A 23,861-nucleotide genomic window follows, 5' to 3' on the forward strand; every position below is an offset into this window, starting at 1 on the left:
CTTTGTTACAAAAATGGCTTAAAGGTAAAACCCTCATACTATAGCCCCCCCTGAATGTCAAGCGAGACCTGTCCGGCTTGCCAGAGAGCTTTCAGAAGAGGAAGATGGGTTGTGTCCAGCCTCAGGCCGAGCTTTTGAGCATATTGCCAGACCGCCTCAAACTCTTCTTGGTAGATGGTTCGGTCAAGGGGGGGGTAGTCCTTGGCTTGCCACTCCGGATGATAGTGTCCCATGAGATTGACGTAGGTTCGGGGAGAGACCTCTTCGGCCAGAAACCGGAGAATCTCAAAAGAGCCAGCAATCCCCTCGGGCATAATCAGGTGGCGCACCAGCAGACCTTTGCGGGCCAGACCATCTGGTCCGATCTCCAGGTCACCGACCTGACGGTGCATTTCCAGGATGGCCTCGCGTGCTACCTCCGGATAATTCTCGGCCTTAAGAAACCTTCGGGCGACCTCGGTACTCCAGACCTTGAAATCCGGAAGGTAGATGTCCACCAGGCCTTCAAGCTCTCTAAGGGTCTTCGGTGAGTCATAGCCTCCGGTGTTGTAGACCACAGGAAGATCAAGCCCCTCGTCCGTAGCCTTGGCTAGGGCTTCGACAATCATGGGGATCTGATGGGTAGGAGTCACCAGATTGATGTTGTGGCATCCGGCCTTTTTGAGTTCGAGCATTATCTCGGCGAGCCTATGGGAGTCGATCTCTTCTCCGTAGCGCAACTGGCTGATCTCGTAAGTCTGACAGAAAACGCAGGCCAAATTACAGCCACTAAAGAAGATAGCCCCTGATCCCTTCTTCCCTACCAGACAGGCCTCTTCACCAAAGTGGGGCATATACCCCGAGACAAGGGGGGCTGTCCCAATGCCGCAAAATCCCACCTCCCCCTGGACACGATTTACGCGACACTCCCGGGGGCAGAGATCACAGGCCTTGAGGGCTTCTCGTAGCCGACGAGCCCTTTCTCCCAGAAGTGTCGCGTCTTTTAAGGCCTTAGCCATGAGACGTTTGGGCTTCGATTAAGGGTTTTAGCCGTTCTAGGTTCTCCCGGGCAAAATCTATCCCCGGATCCAGTGAAAGAGCCGTCTCGTACCAACGGATGGCCTCCCTATAAAGCCCCAGTTCTCGAAAGTTAGAGCCAATATTGGCGTAATCAATGGCCGAAGTGGGGTCGATCTCTATAGCCTTTACAAAGCAGGCAATGGCCGCCTCGTGTTCCTTAAGTTTGTAGTGGCAGAAGCCTTTAAGATTGAAGATTTCCTTCAGGCCATTGTTGTAGGAGGCAGCTTTCTCTAGAGCGGAGATGGCCTGGCGGTAGTCTTCCTTCTCTTTGTGGCAGAGACCAATATGGCAGTAAATGTTGGCTATCTCCTCCGGGCGGGGATTCAGCGCGAGGGCCCGCTCAAAGGAGGCCAAGGCCTGATCGTAGGCCCCCAGGCCTTCGTAGGCCACGCCCTGATAGAAGGCAATATCAAAACGGTTCGGGCAAACTTCATCCAGGACCCCCAGCCACTTAAGGGCTTCTGCCGGGGGTCGTCTTTCGGCCAGCAGCCGGGCCAGGTGGAAGGGCAGGTCTATACCTATGGTTCGATCACGGAAATGACAACCAGGGATCACGGCATAGACTGCCGGAACTCCGATTTCTGGGTGGGTAATGTCTACCAGATAAAGGTTGAGCCCTCTCTCGTTAAGGGCCTGGCTCAAGGCCTCGACCTCCTCTCGGAAGTTATCGCTGGCCACCGAAGGGAGATCAGAGAGGTTTACCAGGGAGGGAGTGTCTATAACGTACTGGGCCTCATCGAGGGTGGCAAACTTGGGCAGACCACTTTCGGCATACTTGCCATCGGTGTCAAAATCTCCGGCCAGCTGGGCCACTTCAGTCAGCGCCCGGATAAGGGCCCGTTCCGGACTGGTGGCCGTGCCAGCGGTATAGACTATTTCGCTTCGGTGGGGATAAGTGCTCGGATCAATAGCCAGAGCGCCCACAGAGGGGATGCCCAGACCGAGGGTGAAGTCCTTAAGCCAGACCTTGATCCCCAAGCGGGTGAAGCGCTCCAGGAGTTCGGCACAGCTACCAGAGAGACTGGCCGGATGGATGGTAGGGGTGCGCAGGGTCTCATAGGTGACCAGCGAAGAGACGTGGCGTTCGACCAGCTCACAGGTAGCCTGGACAGCCGCTTCTGCCAGAGAGTTTCCGGCCGCGGAGCCATTGTACTCGTGGATCAGCCAGAACCAGAAAAAGGGAATAGAGACCATCTTTTGGTTGCGGACATCGTAGGCCTTGGTGAAGTGAAAGGGTATCTCTTGAAGGAGTTCTCTTAGTCGATCGTTTGAAAGATTCTCTTCGTCGTGAACGGCCCGGAAAAGTTCTTCTAGATCTATGGCCTCCTCTCCCAGCCGAGAGAAAGTTTCTACCTCATACTTGTTCTGCTTGACAAACGAAAAGAGACTGAAGCGTTCTACCAGCTCCATGAGGGCACTGGCCTCCGCCTGGAGGGGCTCGGCTCCCTTGCCCATCTGCTTATGAAAGCCGGTCAGGGAGGCGGCCTCGGCCGAATAAAGGCTGATATAAACCGGTATTCCCAGGCGCCCCTTATCTATACGCACCAAATCCCGGCATATTTTATAACCCCGTTCTTCAAGAATCCTTCGGACCCGCTGGATGGTCTCCTCTGGGGTGAAAACCTTATCGTACTTGCGCCCTGTCTGTTTAAAGGAATCCTTTAAAAATTCCATAAACAACCTCCATTTTGGGATTATAGCCAAATTTTATCTTTTTACCAAGATGAATCGCCACTCATTGTTCCCAATCAAGGTTAACGATAAAAAATATGATAGACAAGCTCCTGATCTGAAGCCTATCAAGGCTTATCATACCCGACCATTTTGGTCAAAGATTGGGGTGAGTTTTTCGGAAAGATCGACAAAGTCGGTCGGGCTCAGGGCCTCAGGCCGGATGTTGACCGGAAGCCCCAGGGAGATGAGGGCAGCCTCGGTCTTTTGGCGGGGAATTCCCAGGCTCTTAAGGGCGTTGGCCAGGGTTTTGCGTCTCTGGGAAAAGGCCACTTTGACCAGGGTCATGAACCATTGTTCATCTTTGGGGCGGCGGTCTGGCAGACGAAAGGTGATTTTGATGGCCGTGCTGGAAACCTTGGGAGGGGGCCAGAAACATCTCGGGGAAAGGTTCATTAAGGCCCGGATCTCAGCCCAGACTCCGAGAAAGACGCTAAGAAGGCCGTATTTGCGGCTTCCTGGAGAGGCCAGAAGGCGATCGGCGACCTCCTTCTGGACCATAAAGGTGCAGAAGGAGAGGTGTTTTCTTGCTTTAAGCAAAGAAAAAAGCAAAGGACTGGTAAGATAATAGGGAAGGTTGCCAAAGATAATAAGCTTCTGGTCAAGCTCCCGGGCCAGGTCTGCCCAATCAAGCTTAAGGATGTCTCCTTGGCGGAGACAGACGTTGTCTGGGAGCCCTTCAGCCTTGAGGGCTTTAATGAGGCCTTTGTCTATCTCATAGGCGATTACCCTTTCAGAGGCTTCGGCCAGGGCCAGGGTTAGGGCTCCCAGGCCAGCTCCTAGTTCGATAACTGTGGCCTGGGGAGGAAGGTCCGAGAGGGCCACCAGGCGGCGGGCCAGATTGACGTCTACCAGGAAATTTTGTCCCAGAGATTTTTGGGGACTCAGGCCGTATTTTTGGAGAATCTTCCGGGGATTCATCCTCTGGAGGGGTACCTTTTCTGGAGGAAACGTTGCACCAAAAGATAGGCCAGAACCGAAGGAAAGATGGCCAAGACCAGGCCTCCCACCTGGAGGATGAGCAGGGTCTGGCCTCCCAGATGAAAGAGGGCTCTGGCGGCCTCGAAGAACCCTCCCTCCTGGAGATGTTTTATCCAAAAAGAAAGATCCTCCCTCCCGACGTCAAGGGGCAGAATCCTTCTGCCCAGCCACCAGGCCAGGCCGTAGTGGATGGGAATGGTAAAAGGATTACTTACCCAGAGGGCCGAAGCCAAAGCGGCGACGAGGTTGGCCCGAATAAGAGGAGCCGTAAGGATGATGAGGGCGGTATGGAAGGGGATGGTGGGTGTCAGCCCCACAAAGATCCCCAGAGCTACGCCGCGGGCCAGCATCCTGCTGTCGGCTCGGAGCCGTAGAAGACGTAGATAGTGATAGCGAAGAAAACGAAGAATATTCGGGGCTGGAGGTCGAAACGGTCGGAGAGGGGGTTTAACCTGAGACATGGCGGAGAGTCTTGGCCCGGGCATAAACATCGGCCTCCAAGTCAAGAAGGCGTCCGGCTTTATGGAGATGATACCCGGCCACTCCGACCATGGCGGCGTTATCGGTGCAGAGGGCCGGGCTAGGGGTGAAGACTTCAAGGCCCCGCTTAATGCCAGCCGCCTTAAGGGTCTTGCGCAGCCGGGGGTTGGCCGCCACCCCTCCGGCAAGGACCACCGTTTTAACCCCGGTTTGTTCGACGGCCAGGAGGGTCCGTTCAACGAGCATCTCTACTACAGCGGCCTCAAAGCTGGCACAAAGATCGGCCAAAGGGAGAGGCTCCCCTTGGGCTTTAACCCTGCGCACATAGTGAACTACAGCGGTCTTAAGGCCGGAGAAGCTGAAGTCAAGAGGCGCTCCCTTAACCCGGGCTCGAGGCAGAGGTATGGCTTGAGGATTTCCCTTTTGGGCTATCTGGCTGATAATGGGGCCGCCAGGATAGCCAAGCTCAAGGAGTTTGGCCACCTTATCAAAGGCCTCCCCGGCAGCATCATCTCTGGTCTGTCCCAGGAGGCGATAGGTTAAAAAGTCATCGACAAGGTAAAGATTGGTATGACCTCCAGAGACTACCAAAGCAACGAATGGAAAGGAGGGGGTGGCTTCTAGAAAGACGGCCAGCAGATGGGCATGGAGGTGATCTACGCCCACCAAGGGTAGCCCCCTGGCCATGGCCAGGGCCTTGGCAAATGAAAACCCCACCACCAGGGCTCCTACCAACCCCGGCCCCTGAGTAACCGCTAGGCCCGTTATTTCTTTAAGCCCTACGCCGGCCCGGGCAAGGGCCTCATCTACTACAGGGACGATCATCTCCAGATGGCGGCGACTGGCCAGCTCGGGGACGACACCGCCAAAGTGGCCATGGAGATCATTCTGGCTGGCCACCACGGAGGACAGGGCCCGGCGGCCATCTTCAACCACCGCTGCCGCTGTTTCGTCACAGGAGCTTTCAATGGCCAGAATGAGCATCAGAGGGTCTGGCGCCTCCTAACCATGGCCTGGACCTTGAGCCTTAACCCCTGAAGCCTGATAAAGCCCTCGGCATCCTTCTGGTTGTAAAGGGTGTCGGCCTCAAAGGTGGCCAGCTCCGGGAGGTATAGGGAACGGGGGGCCCTTCTCCCCACCACCCAGGCACTACCCTTGTAGAGTTTAAGACGCACGCATCCGGTGATTCCTTTCTGTGTCTCTTCGACAAAGGCCCGAAGGGTTTCCATCTCCGGGGAATACCAGAAGCCGTAATAGATAAGCTCAGCCAGACGAGGGACGAGGCTGTCTCTTAAGTGCATCACCTCTCGGTCCATGGTGAGGTGTTCTAGGGCCCGGTGGGCCAGATGAAGGAGAGTTCCCCCCGGAGTCTCGTATACCCCCCGGCTTTTTATACCCACAAAGCGATTCTCGACCATATCTATTCGACCAATTCCATGGCGTCCGGCGATCTCGTTAACCCTGGCTAGAAGCCTGGCTGGAGACAGTCCCTCGCCATTTATTGCTACCGGAATGCCGTTTTCAAAATCTATTTCCAGGTATTCCGGGCTGTCCGGGGCCTTCTCCGGGGAGACCGTCATCTGGAACATATCTTCAGGGGGTTCGGTCCAGGGGTCTTCCAGGATTCCCCCCTCGTAACTGATATGGAATAGATTGGCGTCCATACTGTAGGGTTTTTCTTTGGTTACTGGCACGGGAATCCCATGCCTTTGGGCATAGTTGATAAGATCCTCTCGACCTTTAAAGGGCCACTGGCGCCAGGGAGCGATAATGCTTATCTCCGGGGCCAGGGCCATATAGGTGAGTTCAAAGCGAACCTGATCGTTCCCCTTTCCGGTGGCCCCGTGGGCTACCGCATCGGCCCCCACCTCCTTGGCCACGGCTATCTGCTCCCGGGCGATAAGGGGTCTGGCCAGAGAGGTTCCCAGGAGGTAACCTCCTTCGTAGATGACGTTGGCCTTAAGGGCGGTGAAAACAAAATCAGCGACAAACTCTTCCTTGAGGTCTCTGATAATGACCTCCTCTGCCCCGGTGGCCAGGCCCTTTTGTTTTATGGCCTCCCAGTCTTCCTTTTGGCCAATGTCGGCACAGTAGGCCACCACAGGGCACTGGTAGGTCTCTTTGAGCCACCTGAGGATGACCGAGGTATCCAGCCCCCCTGAGTAGGCAAGGACGATCTTTCGCGGTTTCATGTCGGCAACTCCTTTAGCTATTTTCTGGATTAAGAAGCCACTCCAGCAGGGCCATGTGGAGCCACATTTTGTTTTCCGCCTGCTCCCAGACCACCGACTGGGGGCCTTCAAGAACCTCTTCGGTGACTTCCTCCCCCCGGTGGGCGGGAAGACAGTGGAGAAAAATGGCCTCTTTTTTGGCTTGGGCCATCAGAGAGGCGTTTACCTGATAAGGGGAGAAGACCTTCCTCCGGACATCCGCCTCCTTTTCCTGGCCCATACTGGCCCAGACATCGGTGTTGACTACATCGGCTCCGGCCACGGCCTCCTCTGGCCTTCGGAGAAGGCGAATACGGTCACCGGCTAGGGCCTGGGCCTCGGCCAGTATCTGGGGATCGGGATCGAAACCTTCCGGACAGGCCAGGACAAGTTCGAACCCCAGGCGGGCCGCGGCCTCTATCCACGAGTGGGCGACGTTGTTGCCATCTCCTACCCAGGCCACCCGGATGCAGGAAATGTCGCCCTTTTTTTCCATAACCGTTAAAAGATCCGAGAGGACCTGACAGGGATGGTGCTGGTCGGTAAGGCCGTTGATTACCGGGATCTTGGCCCATCGGGCCAGCTCCTCGACCACCTCCTGACCAAAGGTGCGGATAACCAAGGCATGGAGATAACCTGAAAGCACCCGGGCGGTATCCTTCAGGGGTTCACCGCGCTGGAGCTGAAGATCCCGGGTGGACAAGAAGGTCGTCTCACCACCTAAACGATACATGGCGGCCTCAAAAGAAACCCTGGTCCTGGTAGAGGGCTTCTCAAAGATGAGACCTAATATTTTGCCCACCAGCGGTCTATGGGGAATTCCCCGGCGACTTCTCTCTTTGAGCTGCAAGGCCTGCTTAAGAAGATCTAGTATCTCTTCGGTGCTGAGATCCAAGACCCTCAGAAAATGTCTGGGCATGATCGTTCTCCTTATTCTTCCAAGAAGAGATTCATGGCTTTAAGTTCGTTTACCAATTCTTCAAACTGCCGGGGGTAGAGGGATTGAGGACCGTCTGAGAGGGCCTTTTCTGGCTGGTGGTGAACCTCTACCAGAAGTCCATCTACGCCTACGGCGGCAGCGGCCTTGGCTAGAGGGATAACCAGGTCGCGGCGACCGGCGGCATGGCTGGGATCAACCACTATGGGTAGATGGGTCTCCCGACGCAGATAAGGAATGAGGCCCAGGTCTAGGGTGTTACGGGAGTGGTTGGCAAAGGTTCGAATGCCTCGTTCACAGAGGATTATCTGGGAATTGCCCTCGGCCATTATGTATTCGGCCGCCATAAGGAGTTCTTCCACACTGGCGCACATACCCCGTTTGAGAAGGATGGGCTTTTGGGCCTGGCCGGCCCGGCGGAGGAGACGATAGTTCTGCATGTTTCTGGCCCCGATCTGGATAATATCCGCGTACTCCTCGACCAGATCCAGAACCTCATGATCTGTGGCCTCGGTAACAATTAAAAGACCTGTTTCCTCCCGGACTTTGGCCAGGATCTTAAGCCCTTCTTCGCCCAGCCCCTGAAAGGAGTAGGGTGAGGTGCGCGGTTTAAAGGCCCCGGCCCGGAAGACACGAGCTCCGGCGGCCTTAACGGCCCGGGCAATGGTCATGGCCTGGTTGAGGCTCTCTACGGCGCATGGTCCGGCCATAAGGATCAGCTGCCCATCGCCGATGTTCAGCCCCCCGGGAAGCTTTATCTGGGTTGGGACAGGCTTCATCTCTCGGGAGACTAGCTTGTAGGGCTTGGAGACGGGGATGGCCTCTTTTACCCCCGGCAACTGGAGGAAGATCCCCGGGTCAATGGGACCTTTGTTGCGAAGGACACCGATGGCTGTCCGCTCCCCTCCTGGAATGACTTTGGCCTCCCAGCCGTGGCCCCTGATAACCTCCTCTACCCGCCGGATATCTTCTTCTGTGGCCCCTTTGGCCATCACTACCAGCATCTTTTGTCTGCCTCCCCTTTAGAACTCTCCAAAATACCCGAAAAATATTCCAAATATAAGGATCGTCAAAGGGAAAATCCCTTTGGGAGCGAAGATTTTAGTAAAAGCTGTCAGCCTTATGTGTTAAAGTTGTCGTCTCTGACGGGGTTCTGTCTTGTCAAGTAAAATGATGTTCAAGAGGTGGGTCTGGTTGGGGATCGTGGGGCTTTTTTCCCTTTGGGGATGTCAAAGCCTCCAGCCTCAGCCCATAAAGATTGGTCTGGCCATTGATTTGAGTGGTTCTGGAGGCGTGGTGGGCGAGTATATTCGCAACGGGGTGATGCTGGCTGTCCGGGAAATCAATGAAGCCGGGGGTATAAATGGACGCCGGCTTAAGTTGATCATCCAGGACGATGCCGGCACCCATCAGGGAGCCCTGACCGCCGATCAAAGGCTAGTTTCTCAGGGGGTAGTGGCCATATTGGGGCATTCTACCTCCTCGACAACCCTTGTTGGTCACTCATACCTTTCTTCGCGGAAGATTTTGGAGATTACCGCCTATGCCACCACCTCGGAGCTTTCCGGCAGGGACGATTTTCTTTTTCGCACCTGTGTGGACACCAGGCTCTATGCCCGGGTAATTGCCCGCTACCTTAAAGACAGGGGGTATCACCGGGTGGTTACCTTGCTCGATGTGGGCAATTTTGCCTACTCTTTGGATCTCTATCGCTACCTGGCCACCATCTTCCCGGGGACGATAGACTTTGTGCGGTATCATCCGGCGAAAGATCGCTCCCGTTATAAGAGCCTGGTGGAGCGCATTCTTTCCCTAAGGCCCGAGGTGGTCTTTCTTTTAACCGATACCTATACCACCGCCTTTTTTGTCCAGCGACTCCGGCAGGCGGGCTTTAAGGGCAACTTTTTGGCCACTATCTGGGCCCAAAGCCCGGAGCTTAAAGAATTTGGCGGTCCAGCCACAGAGGGCCTGGAGCTGATCTCCTATGTCCCCTGTCAGCGAAAGACCAGAGCCTACAAGGCCCTTAAGGAAAAGGTCAAAAGATATTTTCATCACTCCCTGACAGCCTGGACAGCTACCGGATACGAAATGGTAGAAGTCCTCTCCCAGGCCCTTAAGGCCTGCCCCCAGGCCCAGCCCGACTGTCTCAAGGAAGCCCTACTTAAAGGCACCTTCCCTACTGTTTTAGGGCAGATCCATTTTGACCCTTATGGAGACGTTGTCCGCCCTCTTTATTTGATAAAAATTCAGAACAATCGTTTTGTTGATCTCGGGATAATTGAACCATGAAGCCTCTGACCGTCTCCCTCCGCAACGCCATCATTGTCATCGGAATTTTCTGGTTCATGCTCTCATTTGTTCTGGTTTTCTTGGCCCAGAAAAGGGAGCGGGAGGAGTTTTATGCCACCTTAATTATCTCTCGGGTAGGGCTTTTCTGTGAGACCTTAGGAGAATCCATTTCTGAAAAGGCCCAGACCATCGAACAACTCATTGCCCATGGCCGTAATCATCCAGATGAGCTTCTCAAGCGTCTGGATTTCCTGCCACCTAAAGATCTCTTCTATCTTCTTGATCCTCAGGGCCAGATAGTGGCCATTCGTAAAGGTTACGAGGAGTACTTAGGCCTTGATCTTTCTCGGGTGAGCTATGTCCTTGAGGAGACTAGGGGAACAGAGGTCCGTCAGTCCTTTTTTAGCCAGCGTCCGGTAGTTATTTGGGTCTGGCGTCTTGATGGAGGCCAAAGCCTGGTCCTGGAGATGGATTTGAGCTTCATCGCTCGGGTGGCTCGTTCTTTTGATCGGGCCATTCTTGGTCATGAAGGACTCCTTTTCGTTCTTTCTCAGACGGGCTCGGTGGTCTATCATCCGGAGGAAGAGTTTGTCCGCACCAGGCACAACCTGGGGTTTGATATGGTATCCCAGGAGGATATCGATGATTCGGAGCTCTTCCAGGTAACCTTCCACAACCGGAGCTATTTTGCCTATCGGCGAAAGATTCCCTATGTCGGTGGATGGCAGGCCTATTATGTTATCCCCGTAACCGCAGTCTGGAAGGCTGTTTTTCGGGATACCTTTTTAGCCGGCGTGGCCATGGGAGGGATCCTGGTCTTGATCCTCTTTTCCATCCATCATCTTCTTGCCAGACGCTTTTCCCGGCCGGTGACCAAGCTAGTGGAGGCCATCGCCCAGCTGGAGAAAAAGTCGGCCAATGCCCTTATCCCGAACCATATAGCCGGCGAGACCTGGGAACTTCAAACTATTGTTCGGGCCATCAACGACCTGGTGGCTGACCTTAAGCGGGCCAACGAGGAGCTTTTGGCCTCCAAGGAGGGGGCCGAGGAGGTCAAAGGCTTCCTGGAAACCATTATCAGCAATCTGAGCATTGGTTTGGCCGTCCTTGAACCCGACGGCCGTGTGCGTCTGGTTAACCCGACCCTCTGCGCCATGGTTGGACGGGATGAAGAAGAACTCATAGATCTCCCCTGTTACACGGGCTTCCGAAGGCGGGAGACCCCGTGTCCCGAATGTTCTTTGGAGGAAGTGGCCGCTGGTAAGGTGGCCTCGGCCAGGACTGTAGTCTCCGTCCTCCGAGATCAGGAGCCTTTTTACTATGAGGTGATTCTCTCTCCGGTCAGAGATGCCTCGGGAAAGGTGCGGCAGATAATCGAACTCGTCAGGGATATTACCGAGATGAGGCGGGCCGAGGAGGAGAAGGAGGCCCTTCAGGCCCAGCTCATTCAGGCCCAAAAGATGGAGGCTATCGGCCGGTTAACGGCTGGCATCTGTCATGATTTCAATAACATCCTTATGGCCGTCATGGGCAATGTGGAGCTTCTACTATACACTACCGATGAGGGTGACACGGCCTATCAGAGGCTGATAGTTATAAAAGAGGCCGTAGAAAGGGCCAATCGGCTCACCCGAGACCTGCTGGCCTTCTCCCGACGTCAGATATTCTCCCCCAAGGTGATAGACTTAAACGAACTCATTGAGAACCTGAAGAATCTCCTTCAGCGGACTTTGGGAGAAGACATCAGGCTTCGACTCAACCTGGTGGAGAGAGTCTGGCCTATCAAGGTTGACCCCTCTCATCTGGAGCAGATCATCCTTAACCTGGCTGTCAACGCCCGTGAGGCCATGGAGGAGGGAGGAGAACTCCTCATTAAGACCGAAAATATCGAAGTTGATTCTTCCTGGGCGGAACGTTACCAGATGCCCCCTGGGGCCTATGTCCGCCTGACGGTGGCCGATACCGGTTGCGGGATTCCGGAGGAGATTCAAGACAAGATTTTTGAGCCCTTCTTTACCACCAAAAAGGAGGGTACCGGGCTGGGGTTGGCCACGGTTTATGGAATCGTCCGCCAGAATCGGGGGCATATTCACGTCTTTAGCCGGCCTGGTGAAGGAACCACTTTTTACATCTATCTTCCTCGCGCTGATGAAGCTATGGTGGCTTCGGAGGAGGGCGGCCGGGAAGAGTCTCCCGCTGGGGGGCAGGAAACAATACTGGTGGTAGAAGATGAAGACTGGGTGCGCAACCTAATTGTCGAACTGTTGTCCAGCCAGGGCTATCATGTCCTTTCGGCCGAGGATGGGCCTACGGCCCTTAAGGTGGCCGAGGAATATCAAGGCCCTATACATCTTGTCGTTTCGGATATTGTCATGCCCGGAATGAAGGGACCAGAGCTGGTCAAGAAGCTTTGGGAACATCGGCCCCGGATGGCAGCCCTTTTTATCTCTGGCTACCCCAAAGATTCTTTTAATCTGGAGGCCCTGGGATTGTCACATCTTTCTTTTCTGGCTAAGCCCTTCAGCACTAAAGATCTCCTCTCCCGGGTGAGAGAGATCCTTGACGGACAACAGGCGACGGCAGAGGGTAAATAAATCCATCTGCTGGCGGTAGAGGACGGCCGGCATTCCTAAGGATTTGGCCGCTGGGAGATCTTCCTCGGGATCATTCCCGATGAGGACGGCCTGTTGGGGGGTGACTCCAAGCCTATTTAAGGCCACCTTTAGGATCCGGGGGTCTGGCTTGGCCACCTTTGCTTCACAGGCCAGAACAATGGCCTCGAAGTAATCGTGGAGTCCAAAATCAACCAAAAGTTCTCTTAGGCGTCCATCCCAGTTAGAGACAATGGCCAAGAGGATTTTTTCTTCTTTGAGCCACGAAAGGGCCCTTCTGGCCCCGGCGGCCAGACGGAAGGCCTCCCGGCGACCAAAGGCCTGGTAGGCAAGTCTAAAGGCCGGCTCAAGCAGATCAGGGGGGATGAGCCCCGCTACCGTCTGGCTAAATATCTGCCTCCAGATCCTTTGGCATCTTTGGGGGCTGGGGTTGGCACGTAGCTTAAGACGCCCCTTCCGCCAGGCCTGACGAAAGCGATCTTCAAGGATCTCCGGATCAACTTTAATGCCCAGCCCTCTCAAGGACTTAGCATAGACAGCCCCTACAGTAGGGTGAATGTGAAAGAGGGTTCCTTCAGCGTCAAAGAGGAGGGCCTTAATCTTCAAGGAGAAACCTCCTGGCGGCTTCAAGGAGCTTCTTGTCGGCAGACAACCCCTCCAGGGGCGGTAGGGTAAAGGTCCGGGCTATATCGGCCCGTTGGGTGATGGCCCTAAGGCTCTCTTGGGCCAGAAAGGGATCTTTGGCCAAAAAGAGATTATAGACCAGGCCTTTGACGGGGATTCCTCTAGTCTTCAGGGCCTCTAAAGTCAGCAGGGTGTGGTTGATGGTTCCCAGCCGGGCTGGTGAGACAACCACCGCCTTGGCTTTAAGGGCCAGAATAAGATCGGCTGTGGTCGTGGTAGCGGTAAGGGGGACCAGCAGACCGCCGGCTCCCTCAATAAGGAGAAAGTCGTGCTTCCGGGCCAGGGTTTGGGCCGCCTTAATGATGGTCTCAAGGGAGATGTCTTTTCCGGCCACCCGGGCCGCAGTCTCCGGGGCCGCGGGATAGGGGAAGATATAGGGACAGGTGAGTTTAAGGAGCTCTGGTGGGTCGGGAGGAAGCTCCATTACCCGGCGGTGGCATTCTATGTCTTCGGGAGAGGTGGTCCCGGTCTGGACTGGTTTTTGGGTGATCACTCGTTTGCCTCCCCCCATGAGGGCTCGAGCCAGGATTCCTGTGGCCACGGTCTTGCCGATCCCGGTGTCAGTGCCGACCACAAAGAGGATCATCTTCTTCTCTCCCACACAAAGAGCATTGGTTGATAGGTAAGAGGTAGCCCCCGGGGGCCAGCTAACCTTTGGTAAGCCATCTCCCACTTTCTTAGATCTTTAAGAGACCAGAGGGGCCTAAAGTGTCCCATGGCCCCGGTAGCTCGGATATGGTTTAAAACCTCCCTGGGGCTGCTGAAATAGAGTTTCTTTTGCCAGGTGCGCTCCTTGAGAGGAATAAAATAGTCTTCTTTTAAGGCTTTTATCTCTTCGTGGGAAAGGATGGGCCCGGGGCGTCTGGCGGTGGTAAAGACCTCGGCCATGGTCTCCGGGCCAAAGGTGGTAAAGGCCAAGATTCCTCCGGGGGTAAGCCTGCCGGCCATCTGGACAAAGGCCTTCTGGGGGGCGAGAAACCACTGGAAGGTGGCGTTGGAGACAATGAGGTCAAATTTTCCCCTGACCCAGGAGAGATCTTCTCCGTCGGCAGCAACAAAGAAAAGCGGAAGGCCCCGGAGATAGCCTCCGGCCTCAGGTACAATATCGCTGGCCAGGTAGCTCCTGATAGGAAGACGTCTTAAGGCCTCCCTTGAGAAGAGGCCTGTTCCGGCCCCAATCTCAAGGACCCGGTCAAATTTTCTTTTCAGGGCTTCAAGGGCGCGCACAAGCTCTGTGGCCATTTCTTTTTGAATGAGGGCTTGGGCCTCATAAAGGGGAAAGGCCTTGGAGAAGCGGAGGCGGAGGCGTCTCTTAAGCCTGTCAGGCTTCATTTGTCCCTTTCCCCAGAAGATTTCCCAAATGCTGGAAACGATAGAAGGGGAAATGCCCCCAGTTTTTTTCCTGATAATTAAAACCAAACCTTACCCAGAAGGCTTTCTGGCTCCGGGGAGGAACTATTCTGTCTCTTGTTCCTACCAGGATATTTACCTTCCCTTTAGGAACCACTCTCCTGGCCTCAAGGGCCGTGAGGGCCTTGAGTTCTTCCAGAATCTCGGTTGGATTTCGCCGGGGGCGATTTTGCCAGAAGCGTTTAAGCCCCTCTTCTCCCTGAAACATGTTTTTATAAAAAGCCTCAAGGGTTTTCTGAGGGCTGGCTTTAAGGGCGGAAATGGTTCGAGTCATGATCCGGGGGTGTATGCCCCAGTCGGGGTGACAGAAGGCCCCGGTGCCGTTTATGAAAGTCCAGGTGTCGGCCGAAAGGCGATCGATCAGGGAGAGGGCCACAGAAACTCCGGCAGACCAGGCTAAGACGTGTATCCGTGGGTAAGGGGGAAGGTCGGGAAGGCGAATCTGGCGATAGTCATAAACTAAGGCCAAGTCATAGGGGCCCTTGATTAAGGGGAGGAAGGGCCGTTCATCCATGGCCCAGCCCGTAAAGAAGAGGACCAACTCTGGTCGGCCCTCACGGATCAAAAAGACCAGGTTCATCAATCCACTACCAGTTCTACCAGATTGGCGAGATCTTTCCAGGTCATCTCGGAGGAGAGGGAAAGGCGCATTCTGGCCGATCCGCGGGGAACAGTGGGGGGACGAATGGGAAGAACAAAGAACCCGGCCTGCCGTAGCCGATTGGAGAGTTCTACCGTCTTCTGGTTCTCTCCCACAACCACCGGGACTATCTGGCTTTCTCCCAAAACGGGGAAGGGGCCTCGGGAAAGGGCCTGACGGAGACCGGTGGCCAGTTCTTGAAGGTGTCGTCTCTGCCGGGAGAGGCGCGGCAGCTGTCTTACGGCCCATAAGGCTGCGGCCACCACTGGAGCTGGCAGGGCCGTGGTGAAAACCAGTGACCGGGCTCGGTTGATCAAATATTCTTTAAGCCCTTCTTCAACAATAGCGAAGGCCCCGTAAGCCCCGAGGGCCTTACCAAAAGTGCCCACCAAAACATCGATATTATCTATAAGATTCAGCTCTTCAGCCAGCCCCAGTCCTCTCTCCCCGCGGACACCAATGGCGTGGGCCTCATCTACCAGCAAAATGGCCCGGTAGGCCTCTTTTAGACGAACCAGGGTGGCCAGGTCGGCCAGGTCTCCATCCATGCTGAAGATGGATTCGGTGACAATAAGGGCCCTTCGGAAGCGAGGACGTTTTTCCTGCAAAAGGCGCTCTAAGGCCGCCATGTCTCCATGGGGGTAACGATAAAAGGTGGCTCCGGAGAGCCTGAGGCCGTCAATGAGGCTGGCGTGGATGAGACGATCAGCAAAGATGACATCTCTTCTGCCTACCAGGGCAGAGATGATCCCTAAATTGGCCATATAACCACTGCCAAAGACCAAAGCCGCCCGGCCATAGAGCCGGGCCAGCTCTGACTCAAGGGCCTCGTAAAGATCATGATTGCCGGAGAGAAGACGAGAGGCCCCGGCTCCCAGCCCCAATTGATGGGCCGCCTCGGCCAACTGCCCCCAGGGAACCTGACTGGCCAGCCCTAGATAGTCATTGCTGGAGAGATTCAGATACCACCTGCCCTTGACCTTAACGTAAGGTCCCCTTCGGGCCTCTACTGAAAGAAGTCGTCTTTTCTCTCCTCGCAGGTCGATTTCCGCAAGTTCGGCCTCATATGCCTCCCAGGCCATGGATGACCCTCCTTATGACCCCCCGGCTTTTCTCCAGGATTTCGTCTATCTCTGAGACGGTTACGCATAAGGGTAAAAACCAGTAAATAACATCCCCCAGAGGGCGAAGGACCAACCCCTCTTTAAGGGATTCCATGTAGATCTTAAACCCCACTCTGGCCTCCACAGGAAAGGCCTTTTGGGTGGCCCTGTCAGCTACCAGTTCGATAGCTCCCACGTATCCGAGATATCGGATGTCGCCCACATAGGGCTCCTCCCCAAAGAGCCTCCTTAATTGACGCTGGAAGTGGAGGCGTACCGGTTCACCCTTCTCCAAAGGACGTTCTTTAGCAAAAAGTTTGAGATTGGCAATAGCCACGGCACAGGCCAAAGGGTTGGCTGTATAGGAGTGCCCGTGGAAGAATGTCTTGCCGGCCAGATAGTCATCGTAGAAGGCCTGGAAGATTTCTTCTGTGGCCACCGTAAGGGATAAAGGAAGGTAGCCTCCAGTGAGCCCCTTGGCCAGACAGACTATATCCGGGACCACCCCGACCTGTTCCATGGCGAACATGGTTCCGGTGCGGCCAAAGCCGGTGGCCACCTCATCGAAGATCACCAATACATCATATTTTCGGGCCAGCTCCCAAAGCCCCTTAAGGTATTCTTTGGGGTAGACGATCATTCCACCGGCGGCCAGGAGGCGAGGTTCGACAATAATGGCGCAAATTTCGACAGCTTTTTCCTTGAGGATCCCCTCAAGGGCCTCTAGGCAGGTGAGGCTGCAATCAGGGAGGGGAGCGTCTAAGGTGAAGCCCTCCGCTGGCTTATCCGGACAGCGAAGACAATAGGGGGCCCTGGTTTTATAAGAGAAAAAGGTCAAAGGACGGTATAGCCGATGAAAGAGATCTATGCCGCCAACGCTTACCGCTCCCATGGTGTCCCCATGATAGGCGTTCTCTAAGAAGATGAAGCGGGTCTTCTCTTTAAAACCTTGGTTTTGCCAGAACTGGAAGGCCATCTTGAGGGCCACCTCCACAGCGGTAGAGCCGTTGTCAGAGTAAAAGAAGCGGCAAAGCTCCTGAGGGAGGAAGCCTCGCAGGCGATCGACCACCTCTACCGCCTCTCGGTGGGTGAATCCAGAAAAGTTGACATGATCCAGGCGATGGAGTTGCTCTATCAAGGCCTCATTGAGCTCGGGGTGGTTGTGACCATGGAGATTTACCCACCAGGAGGATATGGTGTCATAGAGGAGCTGGCCCTCGATGGTCTGAAGCTGGAGGCCCTTGGCGGCCACGATTACCGGGGGGTCGCGATCTTCATAGTCCTTCATCTGGGTAAACGGGTGCCAGAGATGACGGCGGTCAAGGTCAAGAATTTTTTCTTTTGTGTACCGGCTCACGTAGGCCCCCCTTATTTTCTTGGCGCCCCATTTGGGGCTCCTCGGTGAAGAGGCATTATAATCAGATCTCGTCTAAAGGGGAGACCCGGGTATGAAGATTAAACAGAGTCAGCTTAAAGCCATTTTGGCCGGAGAGACGCCGCTTCTTCCCTGGCTAGAGGTGGCCAGGCGGGTAAAAGAGGCCCGTTTCGGAAAAAAGATAGAAACCTGTGCCATAGTCAATGCCAAAAGCGGCCGCTGCCCTTCTGATTGTCATTTCTGTGCCCAGGCTAAAGAGTGGGCTACGGAGGCAAAAATCTACCCTTTACTTGCCGAAGAGGAGCTCCTCAGGCAGGCTGAGGAGGCAGCGGCGGCTGGAATTGACCGCTTCAGTTTTGTGACCAGCGGTATTTCGCTGTCAACAACTGAGCTGGAGCGTCTCCTCCGGGTGATAGAGACCTTGAGGGAGAGGGTTCCGGGGCTTGTTCTCTGTGCCTCTCTGGGACGCCTTTCCCGGGCTCAACTGGCCGAGCTTAAGGCCGCCGGTCTTGATCGATATCATCATAATTTGGAGACCTCCGAGGAGTTTTATCCCCGAATCTGCAGTCGTCAGCTCTGGCGGGACCGGTATCAGACGATTCTGGCCGCTAAGGAAGTCGGGCTTTCTACCTGTTGTGGGGGGATCTTCGGTATGGGGGAGACAGATGAAGATGTTTTAAGCTTGGCAGGAGCCCTAAAGGTTCTCGAAGTGGATTCGGTGCCTGTAAATTTTCTTCATCCTATTCCGGGGACCCCTCTTGAGGGAGTAAAACACCTTACCCCTCTCAAAGCCTTAAGAATTCTCATTGTTCTCAGACTTCTTCTTCCCGGGGCAGAGATCCGGCTCTGCGGCGGTCGGGAATATAATCTTGGGGATCTCCAGGCCCTTTCCCTTTATCCGGCAAGTGGCCTGATGGTGGGCAACTACCTGACTACCCGGGGACGAGATCTGGCCCAGGATAGGGAAATGATCCGGGCCCTAGGATACACCTCAGGTCTTCTTTAAGGCTACAGCAAAGAAACCATCCATGGCCTGACGATGGGGAAATGTCCGGAAAAAACCTTGAGAGTCGAGAAGACCAGGGGCCGGAAAGCCAGGGGGGCTTATGGGAGAAAACTCCGGATGGCCTTTAAGAAAGGCCTCGATAAGCCCCTCCCCCTCCTCTGGTTCCAGGCTACAGACGGCATAGACCAGCACCCCTCCCTTTTTGAGCAGGGGAGATAAGGTCTCCAGGAGACCTCTCTGCTTTTGGGACATAGTCTTTATGTCTTCAGGCCTCCGGCGCCACTTTATATCTGGATGGCGTCGAATGACCCCGGTGCCGCTACAGGGGGCATCTATCAGAATACGGTCATATATGGCCGCTCCAAGGCCGCGAAGAGCTTCCGTGACATCTTGACTGATAATTTCTACATTGCTTATCCCCAGGCGCTTGAGGTTTTCCTCCAGCCGCCTCAGGCGCCGCTTGTCTATGTCAAAGGCCTGGATCTGCCCCTGGTTTTTCATCAGCTGGGCTAGGTGAGTGGTCTTTCCTCCCACCCCGGCGCAGGCATCAAGGACTTTTTGCCCCGGCTCCGGGGCCACCAGGTGGCCCACTAACTGGCTGGCCTCGTCTTGGACCTGGAACCAGCCCTGCCGGTAGCCGGTGAGCTTGGTTACCGGCCCCCGCGGGCGACGCAGGATAAGTCCTTCGGGGCTATAACGACAGAGATTGAGCTCTTGGGCCTCCTTCTTAAGGAAGAGGGCCAGTTGATCCCGGTTGATTCTTAAGGTGTTGGTTCGGATAACCAGAGGAGGGACCTCATTGCCTGCAGCCAGGAGGGATTCGATCTCCTCTTCCCCTACCAGATTAAGCCAGCGCCGAACCAGAAAGGTCGGATAGGAATATCTTACCGCCAGGTAGAGGGCAAAATCCCTTTCTTTGGGAGGCCAGGGGAGATGGTCCTTCTCGCGACAGAGACGTCTCAAGATGGCATTTACAAAGCCCGTGATATAGGTCGGGCGGCCCTTAAACAGGCTTACAGTTTCGTTCACCGCGGCCCGATCCGGAATCCGGGTATAGAGAATTTGGTAGATTCCCAGACGAAGACCGCAGAGGACCTCTTTGTCCAGACGGTGGCGGGGTTTTTTGGAGTAGGCGTCAATTAGCCAATCCAGACTGGCCTGGTAACGGATTGTTCCATAGACCAGCTCCATGACCAGATTACGATCTCGGCTGGAAAGCTCGGGAGCCTGCTCCAAAACGCGGGTCAGGGTTTCATCCAGAGGGGGGCGATCCCTTTCAAAACGCACTAAAGTCCTCAGAGCCAGCTCTCTGGCACTGGTAAACATCAGCCCAGCCTCATCCCCGGCTTAAGGTGGTAGCCCCGGGTGAATTCTGCTACCGGTAGTCGTTTTCGTCCCTCAAGCTGGACCTCTTTGATTAACAAAAGCCCTCGGCCGGTGGCGATGGTGATTCCCTCTTCGGAGACGGCTACAATGGTCCCCGGTGGGGCTTGAGAGGGAGCCTCGATAACCCGGGGGCGGAAGAGCTTCAGCCGGCGTCCTTGAAGGAAGGTATAGACGGTAGGCCAGGGATCAAACCCTCGGATAAGTCGATCCAGTTCTTCTGCCGGTCGGCTAAAATCAGCCAGCCCGTCCTCTTTTTTGAGAGGGGGGGCGTAGGAGACTCCCGTCTTGGGTTGGGGGCGGGGATGAAGCCGGCCCTCTTTAAGCCCCTCTATGGCCTCAAGGATCAACTCGGCCCCCAGGTCGGAGAGCCGCTTGGCCAGAGATCCGGCAGTCTCTTCAGGCTCGATAGGAATCTCCCTGGCGAGGATAATGGGACCGGTATCCATGCCTTCGTCCATCTGCATGATGGTCACGCCGGTCTTTTCTTCTCCGCTGATGATGGCCCAGTTGATAGGGGCGGCTCCTCGAAACTTTGGCAGAAGTGAGGCGTGAACATTTATACAGCCTCGAGGAGGAAGTTTCAGAATCTCTGGCGGAAGTATCTTCCCATAGGCAGCCACCACAATAGCCTCTGGAGAGACTGCCTTAAGTTGGGAGATGAAGGCCGGATCGCGGATCTTCTCCGGTTGATACACAGTGATACCGGCCTCCTGGGCTACGATTTTGACCGGGGGAGGGCTTGGCTTGCGGCCCCTCCCCCTGGGCCTGTCTGGCTGGCAGACTACAGCTACCACCTCATCAGGGCCGGCGATAAGGGCCTTTAGGATGGGGACGGCAAACTCTGGGGTACCCATGAAGATAAGAGACCAGGATTTCATAGATTAATTATGCCTTAAATATTACGGAATGGCCAAGTGGCAATCGGAACGATTGTTTGGGATAATCTTGGTTATGCGCGAGGTAGGGGCCATCAAGAAACGTTGGTCAGGCCGTCTGCCCATAGCCCTGGTCTTCCCCAATACCTATTACTTGGGGATGTCCAACCTGGGCTTCCAGGTGGTCTATGGCCTTCTTAATGCCTTTGATGAGGTTGTCTGTGAGAGAGTCTTTCTGCCTCAGAGGGGGGAAAAAATACGTTCCATAGAGGGAGGACGCCCCCTTAGGGACTTTCCCGTGATTCTCTTTTCCGTTTCCTTTGAGCAAGATTATCCCAATGTGGTCAAAATTCTGGTTGACTCCGGCATCCCACCCCTGGCCCGGGGGCGGAAGGCCCCGTTGGTTCTGGCCGGGGGAGTGGCCACCTTTATGAATCCGGAGCCCCTGGCTGAGTTTGTCGATGGCTTTTTAGTAGGGGAGGCGGAGGCCTTCGGCCATAATCTCGTAGAGGTTTTACTTGAGGCCCGGGGGGAGAAGGAAGAGGCCCTTTTTCGGCTAAAAGAAAGGCTTAAAGCCATCTATATTCCGGCCGAATATGAGCCTATTTATTTACCTGATGGGCGCCTTAAGGAGATAAGGCCTCAGGGCGGTGCCCCCTTACCCATTTCCCGAGCCCTGGCTCCCTACCCCCCAGAAGTGGCTCCTCACTCGGTAATCGTGGCCGAGGATACGGAATTCGCAGACACCTTTCTGCTAGAGGTGGGCCGGGGCTGTGGTCGGGGCTGCCGTTTTTGCGGGGCCGGTTATGTATACAGACCCCCCCGTCCTTATCCTCTGAGCGCCCTTTCAAGGGCCTTGGAGACTAACCCCACTAATAAAGTGGGGCTCATAGGCCTTGAGTTTGCCGATCGTCAGGAAATTGAAACCCTGTGTCGTTACCTGATTGATCGAGGCTTAGCCCTTTCCTTTTCCTCTCTTCGGGCTGATGCCCTGACCGATGGTTTTCTGGAGCTTCTGCGGGCTACCGGAGCCCGGACAGCCACTATCGCCCCGGAGGCCGGAAGTGAAAGACTCCGACAGGTTATCAATAAGGGACTGGATGAGGCCACTATCCTTGAGGCCGCTGAAAGACTGGCGACCACAGGGATTGTCCATCTTAAACTATACTTTATGATCGGCCTGCCCACTGAGGAGGATGAGGATCTTAAAGAATTGGTGGCCTTGGTCCGTCGCATACGTCATCGTCTTCTTAAGGTTAGTCGGGGGCGGGGTCAGATGATAGATCTCCGGGTGAGCGTAAACTGTTTTGTCCCCAAACCCTGGACTCCCTTTCAGTGGGTAGGCTTTGCCGGAGTCTCCCTTCTTAAGGGGCGTCTTTCCTGGTTGAAAAGGGTCTTGGGAAAGGAATCCAACGTTACGGCAACCTTTGATTTACCCAAGTGGGCCCACTTTCAGGCCGTCCTGGCTCGAGGTGACCGTCGTCTAAGTCAGCTTTTGTTGCTCCTTGGTCAGGGGGTTAACCTTAATAAAGCCTACAGAGAGGTAAATGTGAATCCGGCCTTCTATGCCGAAAGGGAGCGGGAAAAAGACGAACTTTTCCCCTGGGAGGTCATCGATATCGGTATTAATCGGGAATTTCTCTGGCAGGAGTATCAGCGTTCTTTGGCTGCCCGTCCTGGCCCTCCCTGTCGTCCGGGACGTTGCCGTCTCTGTGGCGTCTGTGGCTAGGGATTGTCCTGACGCTGTCGTTTAAGCCTCAGGGCCATTACCTGGCGCTCAAAGATGTGTTCAATGAGACGTTCTCGGTCCTCTTCTGTCATCCAGACAAACTTGATCCCCAGGCGATTTTCATCTCCATCGCACTCTTCTCTGACTATCTCCCCATAGCAGCGAAAAAAGTGCATGGCTGGCAGGAGGCCGATTTCCAGCTCAAGAAGCTGACCTGGGGAAAAGGTCTCAGGTAGAGAGAGGCACAGACCGGCAGCGCTTATATTTACCGTATAGAAGCGGAAGTTTTTTTCGATTTCTTCTTTTTCGATCCGGGCTAAAATGAGATCCAGCTTTTTGTTAAGAATAGAAAACAACTGGGCCAGTTCTTTATTCTTTTCCCGCAGCCTTCTTAAGACCTGATCTGCGGCCCTGGTTAGCTGAGGATGGGAAAAGGCCAACGGCCAGGGATCGGCCAGGCCCTCTTCGTAGTCTCGAAGACATCTTTCCAGCTCTTCTCCGGTTATCGGACGATACCGCAGGAGAATGCGGTCATTTATGCGGACGTATTCTCTCCTTTCTTCTCCCATAAGCTCCTCCTAGCGCGGAAGGGGACCTTGATCAAGGCCACCGGAGAAAACCTCCCGAGACTCAAGACCTGAATGGCCCTTTTGGATGAGAATGATCTCTACCCGCCGATTGGCGGCCCGATGCTGAGGGGTATCATTGGGATAAAGGGGCCGAGAGTCTCCATAGCCGATGGCCGCTGTCTGATAGGGAGCGATGGTCTTTTGGCTGAGAAGAAACTCCAACACCGTGGTGGCTCGGACAGCCGAGAGCTCCCAGTTGGAGCGCCAGCGGCTTCCCGGTCTGGGGGGGATGCTATCGGTGTGGCCGGCTACCAGGACTTCACCGTCAAAGCCTGCCAGAGCCTGGGCCAGCTTGATGAGGATGGGCCGGGCCGCCGGGCGAAGTTGAGCACTTCCGGGATCAAAGAGAATCTCATCCTTGAGGCGAAGAACGACCCGATCCTCCAGGGCCTCTATCTCTATCTCTCCCTTAATGAGTTCCAGCTTGATGGCGCTTTTCACCCGCTCTAGAAGTTCATCTACCGTAAACTGGGGGGTGAACTCCTTGGAGACAATATCCAGCCCCTTAGGGATATCATAAATAATTTCTTGTCGTTGGACGCCGAAGGCGTCCTTAAGAGAGCCGGCCACCTCTTTAAAGCGGGCCACGTCCATTTCGGAGAAAGAGAGGAGGAGAACAAAAAAACAGAGAAGCAGGGACATAAGGTCGGAGAAGGTGGTCATCCACATGGGAGCGCCACTTGGACATTTTTTCTTCTCCTCTGGTTGTCCCTTCTTTCCCATAA

22 protein-coding genes are annotated in these 23,861 nt (G+C 55.0%); 4 read left to right on the forward strand and 18 right to left on the reverse strand.

Going from position 1 to position 23,861, the window contains the following annotated elements; translation table 11 throughout:
* Positions 1-38: 38 nt before the first annotated feature.
* The 8 genes from G4V39_RS06855 to aroF form a co-directional block, all read right to left on the reverse strand.
* The gene (locus G4V39_RS06855) at positions 39-998 is read right to left on the reverse strand and encodes a radical SAM protein (protein ID WP_166032216.1); all 960 of its coding nucleotides are present in this window, start codon (positions 996-998) and stop codon (positions 39-41) included.
* On the reverse strand, positions 991-2,733 hold the full coding sequence (locus G4V39_RS06860) for a YcaO-like family protein (protein ID WP_166032217.1): 1,743 nt from the start codon (positions 2,731-2,733) through the stop codon (positions 991-993). The genes G4V39_RS06855 and G4V39_RS06860 overlap by 8 nt, the downstream gene beginning before the upstream one ends.
* A 135-nt stretch (positions 2,734-2,868) precedes the next feature.
* The gene (gene rsmA, locus G4V39_RS06865) at positions 2,869-3,711 is read right to left on the reverse strand and encodes a 16S rRNA (adenine(1518)-N(6)/adenine(1519)-N(6))-dimethyltransferase RsmA (protein ID WP_166032218.1); all 843 of its coding nucleotides are present in this window, start codon (positions 3,709-3,711) and stop codon (positions 2,869-2,871) included.
* On the reverse strand, positions 3,708-4,256 hold the full coding sequence (locus G4V39_RS06870) for a DUF2062 domain-containing protein (RefSeq protein ID WP_166032219.1): 549 nt from the start codon (positions 4,254-4,256) through the stop codon (positions 3,708-3,710). The genes rsmA and G4V39_RS06870 overlap by 4 nt, the downstream gene beginning before the upstream one ends.
* Entirely contained in the window at positions 4,219-5,238 is a 1,020-nt protein-coding gene (tsaD, locus tag G4V39_RS06875) for a tRNA (adenosine(37)-N6)-threonylcarbamoyltransferase complex transferase subunit TsaD (protein WP_166033093.1), read from the reverse strand. The genes G4V39_RS06870 and tsaD overlap by 38 nt, the downstream gene beginning before the upstream one ends.
* Positions 5,235-6,443: an argininosuccinate synthase gene (locus G4V39_RS06880; RefSeq protein ID WP_166032220.1), complete on the reverse strand. Its 1,209-nt coding sequence runs from the start codon at positions 6,441-6,443 to the stop codon at positions 5,235-5,237. The genes tsaD and G4V39_RS06880 overlap by 4 nt, the downstream gene beginning before the upstream one ends.
* A gap of 13 nt (positions 6,444-6,456) precedes the next feature.
* Positions 6,457-7,380, reverse strand: coding sequence for an ornithine carbamoyltransferase (argF, locus tag G4V39_RS06885; protein ID WP_166032221.1), 924 nt, complete (start codon positions 7,378-7,380; stop codon positions 6,457-6,459).
* An 11-nt stretch (positions 7,381-7,391) separates the two neighbouring features.
* Positions 7,392-8,402: a 3-deoxy-7-phosphoheptulonate synthase gene (aroF, locus tag G4V39_RS06890; RefSeq protein ID WP_166032222.1), complete on the reverse strand. Its 1,011-nt coding sequence runs from the start codon at positions 8,400-8,402 to the stop codon at positions 7,392-7,394.
* Positions 8,403-8,571: 169 nt separating this feature from the next.
* Between aroF and G4V39_RS06895 the strand changes: the two genes are divergently transcribed.
* Positions 8,572-9,687, forward strand: coding sequence for an ABC transporter substrate-binding protein (locus G4V39_RS06895; RefSeq protein WP_166032223.1), 1,116 nt, complete (start codon positions 8,572-8,574; stop codon positions 9,685-9,687).
* Entirely contained in the window at positions 9,684-12,281 is a 2,598-nt protein-coding gene (locus G4V39_RS06900) for a hybrid sensor histidine kinase/response regulator (RefSeq protein WP_166032224.1), read from the forward strand. The genes G4V39_RS06895 and G4V39_RS06900 overlap by 4 nt, the downstream gene beginning before the upstream one ends.
* On the opposite strand, the gene G4V39_RS06905 is transcribed toward G4V39_RS06900, so the two are convergent.
* The 6 genes from G4V39_RS06905 to bioA are packed head-to-tail and all read right to left on the reverse strand — an operon-like array spanning position 12,180 to position 17,493.
* Positions 12,180-12,905 (reverse strand): HAD-IA family hydrolase, encoded by a 726-nt coding sequence (locus tag G4V39_RS06905; RefSeq protein ID WP_166032225.1) that lies wholly within the window; start codon positions 12,903-12,905, stop codon positions 12,180-12,182. The genes G4V39_RS06900 and G4V39_RS06905 overlap by 102 nt on opposite strands.
* Positions 12,895-13,569 (reverse strand): dethiobiotin synthase, encoded by a 675-nt coding sequence (gene bioD / locus G4V39_RS06910; RefSeq protein WP_166032226.1) that lies wholly within the window; start codon positions 13,567-13,569, stop codon positions 12,895-12,897. The genes G4V39_RS06905 and bioD overlap by 11 nt, the downstream gene beginning before the upstream one ends.
* Entirely contained in the window at positions 13,566-14,315 is a 750-nt protein-coding gene (locus G4V39_RS06915) for a methyltransferase domain-containing protein (protein WP_166032227.1), read from the reverse strand. The genes bioD and G4V39_RS06915 overlap by 4 nt, the downstream gene beginning before the upstream one ends.
* Positions 14,305-14,973 (reverse strand): pimeloyl-ACP methyl esterase BioG family protein, encoded by a 669-nt coding sequence (locus G4V39_RS06920; protein ID WP_166032228.1) that lies wholly within the window; start codon positions 14,971-14,973, stop codon positions 14,305-14,307. The genes G4V39_RS06915 and G4V39_RS06920 overlap by 11 nt, the downstream gene beginning before the upstream one ends.
* Positions 14,973-16,115, reverse strand: coding sequence for an aminotransferase class I/II-fold pyridoxal phosphate-dependent enzyme (locus tag G4V39_RS06925; protein WP_166032229.1), 1,143 nt, complete (start codon positions 16,113-16,115; stop codon positions 14,973-14,975). Before G4V39_RS06925 ends, G4V39_RS06920 begins: the two co-directional genes overlap by 1 nt.
* A complete protein-coding gene (bioA, locus tag G4V39_RS06930; RefSeq protein WP_166032230.1) occupies positions 16,096-17,493 on the reverse strand; it encodes an adenosylmethionine--8-amino-7-oxononanoate transaminase in 1,398 nt (465 codons plus the stop codon). The genes G4V39_RS06925 and bioA overlap by 20 nt, the downstream gene beginning before the upstream one ends.
* A 91-nt stretch (positions 17,494-17,584) precedes the next feature.
* Here bioA and bioB point away from each other — a divergent pair, with 91 nt between their 5' ends.
* Entirely contained in the window at positions 17,585-18,517 is a 933-nt protein-coding gene (bioB, locus tag G4V39_RS06935; protein ID WP_166032231.1) for a biotin synthase BioB, read from the forward strand.
* Here the strand turns inward: bioB and rsmB are convergent.
* The gene (rsmB, locus tag G4V39_RS06940; RefSeq protein ID WP_166032232.1) at positions 18,503-19,843 is read right to left on the reverse strand and encodes a 16S rRNA (cytosine(967)-C(5))-methyltransferase RsmB; all 1,341 of its coding nucleotides are present in this window, start codon (positions 19,841-19,843) and stop codon (positions 18,503-18,505) included. The two genes, bioB and rsmB, sit on opposite strands and share 15 nt — an antisense overlap.
* Positions 19,843-20,781 carry a methionyl-tRNA formyltransferase gene (gene fmt, locus G4V39_RS06945; protein ID WP_166032233.1) on the reverse strand — a complete coding sequence of 313 codons (939 nt, stop codon included), beginning with the start codon at positions 20,779-20,781 and terminating at the stop codon, positions 19,843-19,845. The genes rsmB and fmt overlap by 1 nt, the downstream gene beginning before the upstream one ends.
* A 28-nt stretch (positions 20,782-20,809) precedes the next feature.
* Here fmt and G4V39_RS06950 point away from each other — a divergent pair, with 28 nt between their 5' ends.
* Entirely contained in the window at positions 20,810-22,507 is a 1,698-nt protein-coding gene (locus G4V39_RS06950; RefSeq protein WP_166032234.1) for a radical SAM protein, read from the forward strand.
* On the opposite strand, the gene G4V39_RS06955 is transcribed toward G4V39_RS06950, so the two are convergent.
* Positions 22,504-23,076 carry a PilZ domain-containing protein gene (locus G4V39_RS06955; protein WP_166032235.1) on the reverse strand — a complete coding sequence of 191 codons (573 nt, stop codon included), beginning with the start codon at positions 23,074-23,076 and terminating at the stop codon, positions 22,504-22,506. The two genes, G4V39_RS06950 and G4V39_RS06955, sit on opposite strands and share 4 nt — an antisense overlap.
* Positions 23,077-23,085: 9 nt before the next feature.
* Positions 23,086-23,859, reverse strand: coding sequence for a flagellar motor protein MotB (locus G4V39_RS06960; RefSeq protein ID WP_166032236.1), 774 nt, complete (start codon positions 23,857-23,859; stop codon positions 23,086-23,088).
* Positions 23,860-23,861: the final 2 nt, after the last annotated feature.

The sequence above is a fragment of the Thermosulfuriphilus ammonigenes genome, from assembly GCF_011207455.1.
Classification (GTDB): domain Bacteria; phylum Desulfobacterota; class Thermodesulfobacteria; order Thermodesulfobacteriales; family ST65; genus Thermosulfuriphilus; species Thermosulfuriphilus ammonigenes.